This is a genomic window from Candidatus Poriferisocius sp., from assembly GCF_965208475.1.
Taxonomy (GTDB): Bacteria; Actinomycetota; Acidimicrobiia; order Acidimicrobiales; family Bin134; genus Poriferisocius.
The window spans coordinates 138,230-151,532 of sequence record NZ_OZ242338.1 but is presented as its reverse complement, the minus strand read 5'-3'; the positions used below and the strand labels follow the sequence as shown (position 1 = coordinate 151,532).

General features: G+C 64.3%; 14 protein-coding genes. 11 read left to right on the top strand and 3 right to left on the bottom strand.

Features of this window, described 5'->3' with window-relative positions; genetic code table 11:
* Positions 1-72 precede the first annotated feature (72 nt).
* A complete protein-coding gene (locus tag ACOGXA_RS00750) occupies positions 73-204 on the bottom strand; it encodes a hypothetical protein (RefSeq protein ID WP_419925391.1) in 132 nt (43 codons plus the stop codon).
* A gap of 13 nt (positions 205-217) precedes the next feature.
* Positions 218-1,243, bottom strand: coding sequence for a Rieske 2Fe-2S domain-containing protein (locus tag ACOGXA_RS00745; protein WP_419925390.1), 1,026 nt, complete (start codon positions 1,241-1,243; stop codon positions 218-220).
* A gap of 65 nt (positions 1,244-1,308) precedes the next feature.
* Here ACOGXA_RS00745 and ACOGXA_RS00740 point away from each other — a divergent pair, with 65 nt between their 5' ends.
* The 6 genes from ACOGXA_RS00740 to ACOGXA_RS00715 are packed head-to-tail and all read left to right on the top strand — an operon-like array spanning position 1,309 to position 6,157.
* Positions 1,309-2,682: an amidohydrolase family protein gene (locus ACOGXA_RS00740; protein ID WP_419925389.1), complete on the top strand. Its 1,374-nt coding sequence runs from the start codon at positions 1,309-1,311 to the stop codon at positions 2,680-2,682.
* 28 nt (positions 2,683-2,710) lie between these two features.
* Positions 2,711-3,202: a VOC family protein gene (locus ACOGXA_RS00735; protein ID WP_419925388.1), complete on the top strand. Its 492-nt coding sequence runs from the start codon at positions 2,711-2,713 to the stop codon at positions 3,200-3,202.
* Positions 3,203-3,209: 7 nt separating this feature from the next.
* A complete protein-coding gene (locus ACOGXA_RS00730) occupies positions 3,210-3,692 on the top strand; it encodes a VOC family protein (protein WP_419925387.1) in 483 nt (160 codons plus the stop codon).
* 46 nt (positions 3,693-3,738) lie between these two features.
* The gene (locus ACOGXA_RS00725) at positions 3,739-4,005 is read left to right on the top strand and encodes a 2Fe-2S iron-sulfur cluster-binding protein (RefSeq protein WP_419925386.1); all 267 of its coding nucleotides are present in this window, start codon (positions 3,739-3,741) and stop codon (positions 4,003-4,005) included.
* A gap of 11 nt (positions 4,006-4,016) precedes the next feature.
* Positions 4,017-5,159 (top strand): acyl-CoA dehydrogenase family protein, encoded by a 1,143-nt coding sequence (locus tag ACOGXA_RS00720; RefSeq protein WP_419925385.1) that lies wholly within the window; start codon positions 4,017-4,019, stop codon positions 5,157-5,159.
* Entirely contained in the window at positions 5,156-6,157 is a 1,002-nt protein-coding gene (locus ACOGXA_RS00715; protein ID WP_419925384.1) for an acyl-CoA dehydrogenase family protein, read from the top strand. Before ACOGXA_RS00720 ends, ACOGXA_RS00715 begins: the two co-directional genes overlap by 4 nt.
* 48 nt (positions 6,158-6,205) lie before the next feature.
* Here the strand turns inward: ACOGXA_RS00715 and ACOGXA_RS00710 are convergent, their stop codons facing one another.
* Positions 6,206-7,180, bottom strand: a complete 975-nt coding sequence (locus ACOGXA_RS00710) for a Gfo/Idh/MocA family protein (protein WP_419925383.1) — start codon at positions 7,178-7,180, stop codon at positions 6,206-6,208.
* A 280-nt stretch (positions 7,181-7,460) separates the two neighbouring features.
* On the opposite strand from ACOGXA_RS00710, the gene ACOGXA_RS00705 reads away from it, so the two are divergent.
* From ACOGXA_RS00705 to ACOGXA_RS00685, 5 genes are all read left to right on the top strand, one after another.
* Positions 7,461-7,676: a hypothetical protein gene (locus tag ACOGXA_RS00705; RefSeq protein ID WP_419925382.1), complete on the top strand. Its 216-nt coding sequence runs from the start codon at positions 7,461-7,463 to the stop codon at positions 7,674-7,676.
* Between the two features lie 68 nt (positions 7,677-7,744).
* Positions 7,745-8,002, top strand: coding sequence for a hypothetical protein (locus ACOGXA_RS00700; protein WP_419925381.1), 258 nt, complete (start codon positions 7,745-7,747; stop codon positions 8,000-8,002).
* Positions 8,003-8,016: 14 nt separating this feature from the next.
* The gene (locus ACOGXA_RS00695) at positions 8,017-8,601 is read left to right on the top strand and encodes a phospholipase A2 (RefSeq protein ID WP_419925380.1); all 585 of its coding nucleotides are present in this window, start codon (positions 8,017-8,019) and stop codon (positions 8,599-8,601) included.
* 515 nt (positions 8,602-9,116) lie between these two features.
* A complete protein-coding gene (locus ACOGXA_RS00690) occupies positions 9,117-11,525 on the top strand; it encodes a glycoside hydrolase family 2 TIM barrel-domain containing protein (RefSeq protein WP_419925379.1) in 2,409 nt (802 codons plus the stop codon).
* 4 nt (positions 11,526-11,529) lie between these two features.
* Positions 11,530-13,296: a GMC oxidoreductase gene (locus tag ACOGXA_RS00685; RefSeq protein ID WP_419925378.1), complete on the top strand. Its 1,767-nt coding sequence runs from the start codon at positions 11,530-11,532 to the stop codon at positions 13,294-13,296.
* Positions 13,297-13,303: the final 7 nt, after the last annotated feature.

The window sequence follows — 13,303 nt, the reverse complement described above, 5'->3', positions numbered from 1 at the left end:
GACAGTGCCCCTGAGATTCCCCACTAATCGTGGAGAGTTTATCTTGGAGATTGGGGGGGGCACTGCCCAGGATCACGCGTCCTCTTCAAATGACGCCAAGAACTCCTCGGAGTTGAGAAAGCGGGTGTACCGCCCGGCTGCGATATCGCCGTGGGGGTCAGGAATGTCGGGACCTTCTCCTTCGATGCAGTCTTCGGCCGTCACTGGTCGTCCCGCATCAGGCCGCGCCGCCGCCTTCGGCCATTAGGGCGGCGAGGCTGCGGCGCCATTCTACGGAAGGGCGGTCGGATTGGACGCTGACGGTGGCGGTGAGGTCCATGGGGAGGCCGCCTTCGAGCTTCTCCAGCATGGCTTTGTCCTCGGCGCCGATGGCCAGGTCGAATTGCATGATCTCATCGGCTGGTACCGAGAAGTCGTCGTTGCGCCACACCACGAAGTTGAACAGCGAATTCACGTCGTCCATCGGGGTGGTCAGCAGCAGCAAGATGTGCTCCAGCCCGGACTCGTAGGCGATGGTGCTTCGCACCGAGAACGGCAGAACGTATCCGGTGGTCATCCGGCGGTGCAGCACGTCGTCTTCTTGGCCGGTGACGGTCTGGCCGGCGTCGGTGGTGTTGTTGGCGTTCACCTCATAGACGAAACCCCGATAGCCGTCGGGCAACTCGCCCATCTCCAGCGGGGGAACCACCGTCTCCTGGGCCATGCCGAAGGTGGCGGTGTGGACGAACGGGAAGTGGGAGAAGTCCATGAAGTTGTCGGTGATCCGGGTGGCCGACACCGCCCACTGCTGGAAGGGGGTATTGAGCCGCCGGAACGACGGATTGGCCTCCTGGGGGATCTCGGGAATGCGCCCGAGCGGCTTGCCCGGACACAGCCACACCAGTCCATAGCGCTCCTCAACAGAAACGGTGTTGAGGTGAGCCTTGGGCGGCACCGGTGTGCCCGGAGGCGACGACGGCACCAGCTCGCACCGGCCCCCGGCCCCGAACCGCCACCCGTGGTAGGGGCATTCCACGCAGCCGTCCACCATTCGGCCCTCCGACAGCGGGGACTCCCGGTGAGGGCAGCGGTCGGGCGCCGCGGTGAGCGACCCGTCGTCTGAGCGCCACAACACGTAGCGCCGACCGAGCACCTGTATACCCACCGGCCCCGGCGCGATATCTTCGCTGAGGGCGATGGGATACCAGTGGTGGTCCAGAGCGTGCTGTCCGACAAGCTGGTTGGAAGCACCGTTTCCGCTCATGGGCAGATGATACCGCCTAGCCCTTTTCCTGTTTCCCGACCGATGCGCCGATAGCGTCAACTGACGTGTCAGCGGCCGACTGGGTTATCACCGGCGACATCGTGACCATGGACGCCGAGCGCACCATTGTTGCGGGGGGCGCGATTGCGGTGACCGGCGGTGTGATCGCCGCGGTGGGCAAGGCCGACGACATCAGGCGGCAGTACCCGAACTCGCTGGAGCGGGGCTCTCCTGGGTCGCTGGTCACTCCCGGGTTCGTCAACGCCCATCAGCACCTGACCGCTGACCGGCTGGTGGCCTCGGCCATACCCGACGACCTGCCCCCCGGCGCGGCCATCTTCGAGTGGATCGTCCCCGTCCACGAGCATGTGACCGGCGACGACGACGAGCTGTCCGCCACCCTGGGGCTGATCGAGGCGGCCGCCAACGGGATCACCACCACCATTGACGCGGGCACCGTGGCCCACCCCGACCGGGTGGCCCAGGCCATGGCCGCGGTGGGCGTGCGGGGGGCCATAGGCCGCTGGGGGTCGGACGCCGAAGACCTGCCCCAGTCAGGCCCGGTCGACGAGGTAATCGACGCCCAACGGGATCTCATAGAGCGGTATCCCCCCGGCGGCCTGGTGGAGGCGTCGGTCACGCTGGTGGGCCACGACTTGATGTCCGACAGCTTGGTGATGGCGGCCGCCGATCTGGCCCGCTCCGCCGGACGTAGGCTCAGCTTCCACCTCTCCCCCACCCCCAACGACGCAGCCAGCTATTTGGAGCGCACCGGGCGCCGTCCGCTGGTACACCTCAACCGCCTCGGGGTTCTGGGCCCCAACACGCTGGTGGGCCACGCGGTACACATCGACGACGCCGAGCTGGAGGCTCTGGTAGCCACCAACACAGCGGTGGCCTCCTGCCCGTGGGCCTATCTCCGACTGGGCCAGGGGCTCACCGAGCGCTTCGCCCATCTGGACCTATGGCGACGAGGAGGCCGGCTGGCGCTGGGATGCGACACTGAGAACGCCGGCGACGCCATCGACGGTCTGCGGGCCGCGGCCCTATTCGCCGGACTGGCCAAAGACACTGCCGCCGATCCCACCGAGTTCGGCGCTCACCACGCCTTCGAGCTGTTGACCATCGCCGGGGCTGAAGCGGTGGGCATGGCCGACCGGATCGGCTCGTTGGAGGCCGGCAAGGCCGCCGACATCGTGGTGTTCGACCGCTCGGGAATCCAGTGGCAGCCCCCCAGCCCCGACCCCGTCTTGCAGCTGGTTTGGGCTGGCGGCGGCCGCTCAGTGACCGACGTCTTCGTCGACGGCCAGTTGGTGGTGGCCGACGGCCGCTGCACCACGGTGGACGTCAACTCGTTGCAAGCCGAGGCCCGACAAGCCGCCCGGTCCCTCATCGACCGTTCGGGCATCCAACCGCGCTCTCGTTGGCCTCTGCGGTGACCCCGAAGATGAACTAGAAATAGGGCCGATGACCTTTCCAAACACCCTCATCTTCGTTGACTTCCCCTCCGATGACCCCGAGGCCTCGGCTGCCTTCTACCACGAGGTATTCGGCTGGGAGGTGGAGCCCCGCCCCGCCGGCGTGTTCCACCGGATCGTCCCCGGCCAGAACTTCCAGTTGGACGACGGCTCACAGAGCGAGATCGGCAACCTGCACATGGGGATACACAACGCGGCCAACGCCCGCCCCCACCCCGACCCCGCCGGCGTAGAACCCCGTGGCCTGTCTCAAGACGGCCGCACCGTGCGGATCTGGATCCTAGTGAGCGATGACGACTCCTCCGACGCCATTATGGAACGGGCGCTGGCCCGAGGGGCCACCGAGCTGTGGCGCGACCACTACTGGGCCGAGTTCAACGGGTTCAACGCCGCCTTCAAGGACCCCTGGGGCAACACCCTGATCTTGTGGACCAAGGGCGGCGACGATCCGCAGATCCCCGACGGCTGGACCGACGAGTAAGGCTGCTGTGACCGATCACGCCCCCGTCTACGACGTTCACCCCCCTGCCGCCCGCTGGACCCACATCGCCCTGCGGGTGGCCGACATCGACGCCACCATCGACTGGTACACCACCTACACCCCGATGCGGCTGCTCGACCGGCGCGAGGACCACATGGGCTACGGGGCCTGGCTGGGCCACGGCGACTCCCCCGATTCGCCGTTCATCCTGGTGCTGGCCCAGTTCTTTCCTAAGACCGACCCGTTCAAGAACTCGCCCATCGCCAAGCTGGCACCCTTTGCCCACCTGGGCATTGAGTTGACCAGCCGCGAGGAGGTGGAGGAAACGGCGGCCAAGGGCAGCGCTGGGGAGTGCCTGGCCATGCCCCCCACCGACATGCCGCCTCCTATCGGGTACATCTGCATGCTGGCCGACCCCGACGGTAACATGGTGGAGTTCTCCTACGACCAGGGCGTATACGCCCACGCCCGCCATCTGGCCCAGCATTAGGGCTGACATCTCATCCTCTCCATCCCCAGTGAGCAGCTCTATCAGCTTGACGATCATTTTCAAGGGCAGGCACCGCACGGTGGCCTATGTCGAGGGCAGCACCATCCTCCAGTCCGCCCGGCGGGCAGGACTCAACCCGCCGTTCTCCTGTGAGGCTGGAAACTGCGCCACCTGCTTGGCCCTGCTCCGGGAGGGAAGCGTCACCATGCGCGCTAATGAAGTGTTGGAACCCGATGAGGTGGAGGACGGGTTCATCCTCACCTGCCAATCGATCCCTGACTGCGATGCGATTGTGGACTACGACAGTCTGTGATTGGTGCTGAGGTGGACCCTGAGAACTTTCGCCGCGACTTGGAAGCATGGCTCGCCGCCAACGCCGACGAGCTAACCCCGCCGTACGTGGGCGCTGGCTCGATGGACGAGCAGATGGAGCACTACTCCCGAGTGAAGCGGGCCCTTTTCGACTCTGGATTCGGCCGCTACGGATGGCCGGAGTCGGTCGGCGGGTTGGGAGGCTCACCGCTACTGCGGGCCATCGTCGGCGAGGAGATCAACCTACGGGGGCTGGCCGACCCCAGCCCCTGGACGATGATCGAAGTGCTGGCCCCCGCCGTCATCGACTTCGCCCAGCCCGAGGTTGCCGCCCGCCTGGTGCCGCCGTTCATCCGGGGCGACGAGATGTGGTGCCAGGGGTTCTCCGAGCCGGACGCGGGCAGCGACCTGGCCTCCATCTCGTGCCGGGCGGCCAAGATCGGGGGCGGCTGGGTGGTGAGCGGCCAGAAGATCTGGACCAGCTTCATCCAGTACTCCCAGCGCTGCGTGCTGCTGGTCCGCACCGGCGAACCGGGCAGCGCCCACCAGGGAATCACCGCCCTGTTGGTGGACGTCGACTCGCCGGGCATCTCCTATAGCCCGATCGAGACCATGCACGGGCGGCTGGACTTCGCCGAGGTCCACTTCGACGAAGTGTTCGTGCCCTCCGACCGGCTCATCGGCGAGGAGAACGGGGGCTGGCAGGTGGCCATGGACATCCTCCCCTACGAGCGCTCCACCACGTTCTGGCACCGGGGAGCCCTGCTGCACCGGCGCTTCTCCGATCTGGTCGCCCACCTATCGGATTCTGGCGACCTAAGCGACATTTCGGCCAAGACCCTCGGCGAAGTGTTCCTGTCGCTGATCGCCTTCCGCAGCCGATCCCGAGACACCCAGTACCGATTGGCCAGCGGCCAGCAGCTCGGCGTGGAGACATCGATCGACAAGATCCTTATCACGTCGGCCGAACAGCAACTGTTTGAGGCGGCCCGCGACCTGCTTCCCGGCGTGGTGGAGTTCGATGGGGGTCCCGAGGCCGCCATGTGGCGCACCGACTACCTGTACTCCAAGGCAGCCCCCATCTACGGGGGCACTGCCGAAATCCAGCGCAACATCGTCGCCCGGCGATTGCTTGATTTGGGGCCGGAGTCATGAGCGAATTCATCGACGCCGACGAAGCTGCGCTGCTTGCCACCAGTTTCGCAGCCGCTATGGTCGACGCACCCGGCCCGGGCGAGGCCGACCAAGCGCTCAACGACTTGGGCTGGGCCGACCTGCTTGACGCCGCCCCCGCCCACGGGGCGGCGATTGCGTTCGGCGCTCTCGGCGCAACTGGCTCGGCCGCCACCTTGCTCGACGACGTGGTGGCCCATGCGCTGGGCTTTCCTATCTCCCCTTCCGTCTGCGTGTTGTTTTCCGCCCACCTACATACCAACCCTGCGGCCCCCCAGCCAGGCGATCCCCGGTCCCTGATGGATGAGAATCCTCTTGTAGTCGATGGGCTGGTGTCGTCGCGGATAGACCAGGCGACCACAGTGCTATTTGCCGTGGATGAGTTCCCGGGCACAGAGGTGGCCTCGGTCGATGCTGGCTGGCTTCGAGAATCGGTGACAACAGGAATCGACCCCGCCCACGCCTACCGCCATGTGTCGGCCCGCGTCCCCACCGAAGCCGTGACACCGGTGGTGGCCGAGGGCAACTGGGAGCCCGCAGTGACCGCCGCCCGGATGGCGCTGGCCCACCAGCTCATCGGCGGAGCGCGGTGGATGTTGGCTGAAGCCCGACAGCACGCCATCGACCGGGTGCAGTTCGGCCGCCCGGTGGCGTCGTTTCAGGCCATCCGCCACAAGCTGGCCGAGTCGCTGGTGCTGATCGAGGGTGCGGAATCGTTGGCCGTGGCGTGCCTTCGCGACCCCGACCCCATGCTGGTCGCGCTGGCCAAGTCGCTGGCCGGGAAAGCCGCCCTCACCACCGCGGCCCACGCCCAGCAGGTGCTGGCCGGGATCGGCTTCACCAACGAGCGCCGCTTTCACCTGTGGCTAAAACGAATGATGGTGGTGGACACGCTGTACGGCTCATCCAAGTGGCTCACAACTGAGATAGGCCGCGATCTGCTGATTTTTGGGACCGTGCCCCGCCTCATCGAGATCTAGGCGCTGTCCCATCGCCGTCAAGTAGGCGCCCGCTGAGCGCGAAGCCGCTTACTCGCTGGGGAAGCTCAGACCGATCTGGCCGCGGATCTGGTCGAGGGTGCCCATGATCGACAGAGTCTCGGCGTGGGATATGACCGGGCTCTCTAACTCCCCGGCGGCCAGGCAGCGGTGGAACTCCTCCACTTGGAAGCGGAGGCCGTCGCCCTCCCAGGCGCCGTCGATCTCCTCTCGCTCAAATCCCCGTACCACCGTCAACGACGTCGGGCAGTGCATGAACGCGGGGATCTCGATGGTTCCCTCGGTGCCGGCGATGCGGGCGGTGCAGCCCAAATTGGCAACGATGGCCGCCTTCACCACGGCCAGCTCACCACCGGCATGGCCGAGAACGGCGGCCACCTGCTCATCAACCCCGGATTCGCCGATACGGCCCTGGGCCACCACGCTGGTCGGCGGGCCCAGCACCAACGAGGCAAACTGCACGGGGTACACCCCCAGGTCGAGGAGTCCCCCGCCGCCCCGCTCGGGGTCGTACAGCCGGTGGTCGGGATCGAACGGCTGGTGGAACCCGAAGTCGGCCTCCACCAACTGGGGCTCACCGATGGCCTTTTCTTCGAGCAGCCCGGCCAGCACCCGGTAGGCGGGGAGGAAGCGGCTCCACATGGCCTCCATCAGCAGCAGCCTCCGCTCCCGGGCGGCATCGACCATCCGCTGGCTCTGGGCCTGGTTGAGGGCAAAGGGCTTCTCGCACAACACCGGCTTGCCCGCCTCCAAGAACATCAGCGTGTCCTGCTCGTGGCGGGACTGAGGAGTGGCCACATACACCGCGTCCACATCGGGATCGGCGGCCATGCCCTCGTAGCTGCCGTAGGCCGCGGGAGCGCCGTATAGGGCGGCGAAATCTGCGGCCCGGTCGGCCGAGCGCGACCCAACGGCATAGATCTCGGCGTCGTCCAATAACTGGAGCCCGTTGGCAAACCCAACGGCAATGCCCCCTGGTCCGGCAATTCCCCATCGAACGGTCATGACCGGACGCTACCGCGACAAGGGCAGTTGCAGGCCATTCCATGCGATAGCAGGAGAACTGGTGAACAACACCCTCACTACAGGGGTCTTCGCCCATGCCGCCCATACTTCCCACGAACCGGGCACAGCAAGCGGGACACAGATCAAGCAGGCCAACCTCAGGGGAGCACCCCAATCTCACTGGACGCAGAAGCTGACCCAAACGCCACAATGGAATTCGTCACACTTCGCTGGCTGACCTGGCTTGACCCATTTGACTGGCAGCTATAACGTATTCGTGATGAAGAGTTTCAAGGTTGTTCTGCTCACGACTGTTTTAGCTGCTTCTTTGACAACAGGTAACACTGCTGACGCTCAAGACTCAATCGTTTTAGCTGCTTCTTTGACAACAGACAAGACTGCTGACACTCAAGAATCACATCTTCCCTCTCTCCCTTCTGTTACATCCTCTGGAGACCAATTATCTGAGGATACCCTACTTTTGAGGAAAATTTGAAGGCATCTCTTGTTGAACAACTAGATGCTAAGCGAGGTCTGAACCTACCGCTGTCGTCGAGGCAAAGAGTGGTAGTCCACACTAGACAACAGGGAGATATCCTGATTGGACTTCCTCTTGAAGCTCAATTGATGCAAATTGGCACCAAACGTGGGTTGGCTGAAGTCATTTATGAAAGCAGGTTCGATTTACAAGTAGAAGTAGCGACAATCCGTGGCAACGGCACCCGTGTAATTACTGTTATTAATGGTCCCGAGGCTCCAACAAGCTATACCTATGCATTAGAAATACCTAAAAATGTCAGATTAGTTACAAAAAAGAAGTAGGCAACGCTGTATTGTTGGCTGAAGATGCTACCGGTGATGACAGTGTGATCGGATATATTGACGTACCCTGGGCTTACGATGCAAACGGAAATACAGTACCTATTACGCAAACCATAACGCGAGATAGCATCACCTTGACAGTTCATCATATGAACGCAGCTTATCCGATTTATGCTGATCCCACTTACTATAACATACATTGCAATAATGGTTATAGCATAAGTTGGTCGGCTTCAACGTATCTTAGAAACAACGGTTCGTGCCCAAGAATAAACTTCTATGACTATGCAGAGTTCTGGCCAGTTGGTTCAACCTCAGGAATGGGCGTTCACCGCAATGTGGAACAAGATGGACAATGTAACGTGATTGCAGACTCTGTCTATGGGGTATATGACTTTCATATCGCGTGTAGAGCCCACGATTACTGCTACGAACTCTTGCGCCAAGGTTATCATTATGTGTCTAAGACTTCTTGCGATACGTTGTTTTATGAAGACCTTCGGATTTCTTGCAAGCATAAGTGGAATGACTTTTGGGAACGATTGCACAGGGAAGTTTGCTACACATGGGCTGATCTCGTTTACGAAGCGGTAGCTTGAGGGGGCAGTCCTTAATTGTGACCTTGATGCGTTACAGATTAAGTGTTGCAGTATCGGCAGTATTCGCTAGCTGCTTATGCGGGTGGAAAATAGATCCGCAAATTACTGCTACGCTACTGCTTAGAAACTTATTTCTGCTACCCTTAGTATTCTGGTGGCCACTTTTGGCCTTGTACATTGTCTTGATGCGCACTCATATGCTAGCAGCAGCAGGGGGATTGATTATCTTTGCTGGTTTTTGTTTCGGATTTTGGCTTACTGTATCTCAACGTCCAGACGCACAGGCAGGAATGGGAATAGCCATAGGCCCCTATGTCGCTGTACCAATACTTGTTTTGGTATACACCGCTCACCGGGTATATTCGCAAATGGTGCTACACCGAGGTCGCGGCTCGCTTTAGACAGGCATTCCCTACTGTGTGGCGCTGGAGGTGCCGATGAGATCGTCGTTCAACCCGGGCTGGGCAGTGCGACCCAAGCAAAACCCGTTCTCGGAGTTGACGGGGGCAAAGAGCATGCCTGAGCCGGTGACGCTGCCCCACGACGCCATGATCGGCACCCTGCGCGATCCCTCTGCCTCCCACGACATCGGCTATTTCCCCGGCGGGGTGTGGGAGTACACCAAGTCGTTCGAAGTCCCCGCGGAGTGGCGCGACCGCCGGATGGCCCTTCAGTTCGAGGGCGTGTACCGCGACGCCATGGTCTATGTGAACGACGATCTCGCGGCATCGGAGCCCAACGGCTACGCCGAGTTCACCGTCGACCTCGACCCGTTCCTGCGCTATGGCGAGGAGAACACCGTCAAAGTGAACTGCCGGGCCGGAGAGGACTCCCGATGGTACTCGGGTGCGGGCATCTACCGGCCCGTACATCTGTGGATGAAGAACCCGGTGCATTTGGCCATCGACGGGGTGTGGATCACCACCCCGGAGATCGACGACCACGGCGCGGTGGTGGAGGTGGCCGCCGAGGTGCAGAACGACACCGCTCACACGGTGACGGTGCGCGTGGCCTGCGAGGTGCTCAACCCGGCTGGCGACACAGTGGCGTCGGGCGACATCCCGGTGACCCTTCGCTCCCACACCACTGCCACCGCCCGCCAGCGCCTGGCGGTGGCCGACCCGTCCCGCTGGAGTCCCGACCAGCCCCACCTCTACTCCTGCACCACCACGGTGACCGACGCTGAATCGGCTGAGTTGGACCGCGACGCCACCGCCTTCGGCATCCGGTCGCTCCAACTCGACCCCGCCCACGGGCTGAGGATCAACGGAGAGTCGGTGAAGCTGCGGGGCGCTTGCGTCCACCACGACAACGGTCCCATCGGCGCGGCGACCATCAGCCGGGCCGAGGAGCGCCGGGTGGAGTTGCTCAAGGCCGCCGGGTTCAACGCGCTGCGCAGCGCCCACAACCCAATGAGCCGGGCCATGCTCGACGCCTGCGACCGCCACGGCGTGATCGTGATGGACGAGACCTGGGACATGTGGACCGAGAACAAGGTGAACCACGACTACGCCCTGCGGTTCGAGGAGCGGTGGCGCAGCGACGTCGCCGCCCTGGTGCGCAAAGATCGCAACCATCCCAGCGTGGTGCTCTACTCCACCGGTAACGAGATCCCCGAGGTGGGCTCACCCCTCGGCGCGGCCCGAGCCCGCGACATCGCCGAGCACGTCCGCTCGCTCGACCCGCACCGCTACGTGACTACCGGCGTGCAGCCGATGTTGGCCATCCGAGGGCTGATTGCCAAGATCCCCGAGATACTCGGGCTTATGGAAACCCCTGACTCCTCCGAGGTGTCTGAGCCGCAACCCGCCGAAGATGCCGGGTCGCAAGGGGTGAACACCCAGATGGCCATGTGGGCCATGGTGAAGGATCAGGTAATGCAGTCCCCGATCATCGCCGAGGGCCTCGAGGAGGTGAGCGCCTCGCTCGATGTGGTGGGCTACAACTACGTCTCCAACCGCTATCTCATCGACCACGATCTGTTCCCCAACCGGGTGATCGTCGGTTCCGAGACCAACGTGACCGACCTGGGCCGAGACTGGCCGGTCATCTGCGCCCATCCCCATCTGATCGGCGACTTCACCTGGACCGGCTGGGACTACCTGGGCGAGGCAGGCATCGGCCGCATCGGCTACGACGACGAAGACCCCGTGGACGAGGGCGTTCCCGGCGTGGTCGCACCGTTCCCCTGGCTGGTGGCCCACACCGGCGACATCCATATCACCGGGGTTCGGCGGCCGGCCTCCTACTTCCGGGAGATTGTGTTCGGCCTGCGCCAAGAGCCGTTCATCGCCGTGCAGCGGCCGACCCACGCCCACAAGCAAATCGCCTACTCCGGCCCGTGGTCGTGGAGCGACGCCCTCGACAGCTGGACATGGGACGGACACGAGGGCACTGCGGTGGACATCGAGGTTTACTCCGCCGACGGCGAGGTCGAGCTGGTGCTCAACGGCCGATCCCTCGGCCGCCAGCCCATCGACGACTTCCGTACCAAGTTCGCGGCGGCCTATGAGCCCGGCGAGCTGGTGGCCATCTCCTACACCGACGATGAGGAAACGGCCCGAACTGCCTTGCGAACCGCCGCTGGCCCGCTAAGTCTGGTGGCCGAACCCGACCGCACCGAGATCACCGCGGACCACACCGACCTGGCCTATGTCTCTGTGCACATCTCTGACGCCAACGGCATCGTGAACCCCGGCGCCAATCGGCCTGTTGAGGTCACCGTGGACGGCCCAGGAGTGGTTCAGGGCTTCGCCAGCGCCGACCACATGTCCTTGGAACCCTTCGGGTCCACCACCTGCACCACCTACGACGGCCAAGCCCTAGCCGTGATACGCCCCACCGGCCCGGGAACGGTCGATCTCACCTTCACTGCCGACGGCCTCGCTCCCGCAATCTGCCGCCTCACCGTGAGCGAAAGCTGACCGTATGGACCAGGAGACCCTGCGCTGGCTGACCGACCCCGACTCGGGGTGCTGGGACGAGCTGGGGTATCAGCGGTTCCCCCTCGGCGAGCCGGAGTTGGTGGACACTGTGCCGCCGGTGATCGGGTGGGACGAAATGCGCGACCACTACGACGTAGTAGTGATCGGCAGCGGAGCCGGCGGTGGCGTGGCCGCCCACGTACTGGCCGCCGCCGGATGCTCGGTGCTGATGGTAGAGCGGGGCCGCCCCTATAAGTCAACGGAAATCGGCTGGGATCCTGTGCGCAACCACCGCACGGCCGTGTTCGGCTTCGGCGAGGGTGTAACGCCCGCCGGGAACCCCCGGGCTGTCAAAGACAGCGACGGCGAGCAAGCCGTTGAGCCCCACGACTTCCGATACCACAACAACGCCGTGGTGCTGGGCGGCGGTCCCCGACTGTTCGGCTGCCAAGGGTGGAGGTTCGCGCCGGAAACGTTCCGCATGGCCAGCGAGTACGGCGTCCCTGAGGGCTCGGCGCTGGCCGACTGGCCGATCACCTACGACGATCTCGAGCCCTACTACGACCTGGTGGAATGGGAGGTGGGTGTGGCCGGCGCTCCCGGCCACACCGGCGACGGATTTCGATCCCGTGGCTACCCGCTCCCCCCGTTCCCGCCCGACCGAGGGGGTGAGATGCTGGCCGAGGCCGCCGCTGGCCTGGGCTGGTCCACCGCGCCCGTTCCCCTGCTGGTGAACTCGCGGCCCTACGGCAAACGTCCCGCGTGCGCGGGTTGCAGCCAATGTGTGGGCCACCCCTGCCCGGTGGACGCCAAGAACGGCGTCCACAACACCCTGCTCCCCCAGGCCACCGCCGCCGGCGCCCACATCCTGTGCGACACCCTGGCGGCCAACATCGACGACAGTCAGGGCGAGGTGGAGCTGCGCTCCGAGCAGGGCCAGCGCACGGTTCGGGCCGACCGGATCGTGCTGTCCGCCGGGGCGGTGGAAACCGCCCGGCTGCTGATGTTGAGCGGGCTGGGCAACGACTGGGTGGGCCGGTGCCTTCAAGGCCACACCTACGTGTTGGCCCACGGCCACGTCGACACCGACACCCCGCTCAGCGACGGCGTCGGCCCCGGTCTGGCCATGGCCACCCGGGAGCACTGCCACCACAACGACGGGATCATCGGCGGCGGCATGATCGCCGACGAGTACGCGGTATCGCCGGCCCAACACTGGGTGATGGGATCGTGGTTCCGCCCCGAGCACCAGCGGGCGGCCGAGGCCGCCGGTGAGATCGACGAGTATGGCCGTCCCACGGGGGCCTCAGCCCGCCAGGCCCTGCGGGACACCTACCGCCGCACGATCATGATTATGGGCCCGATCCAGGAGATCCCCACCCGCTCGGCCGGGCTGGACCTGTCGGCCGAGGTGCGAGACCGCTGGGGCCTTCCGGTGGCCCGGTTCTTCGGCGTCCAACACGAGGAAGATCTCAAGACCGCCGAGTTCTTGGGCGACCGGGCCAAAGAATGGATTACCGCCACCGGCGCCCGCGACGTGACCGGGGGCTCCATGGGGTTCCAGATCCTTTCCGGTGGTCAACACCAAGCCGGAACAGCCCGCATGTCGGACACACCCTCGGGCGGGGCCGTCGATCCCCAGGGGAAAGTGTGGGGCTGCGAACGCACTTACGTGGCCGACTCCTCGCTGCACGTCACCAACGGCGGCGTCAACCCCGTCCTGTCCATCATGGCCAACTCCTGGCGAGTAGCCGACCTGCTCTCCCGCTGAGCAAGGC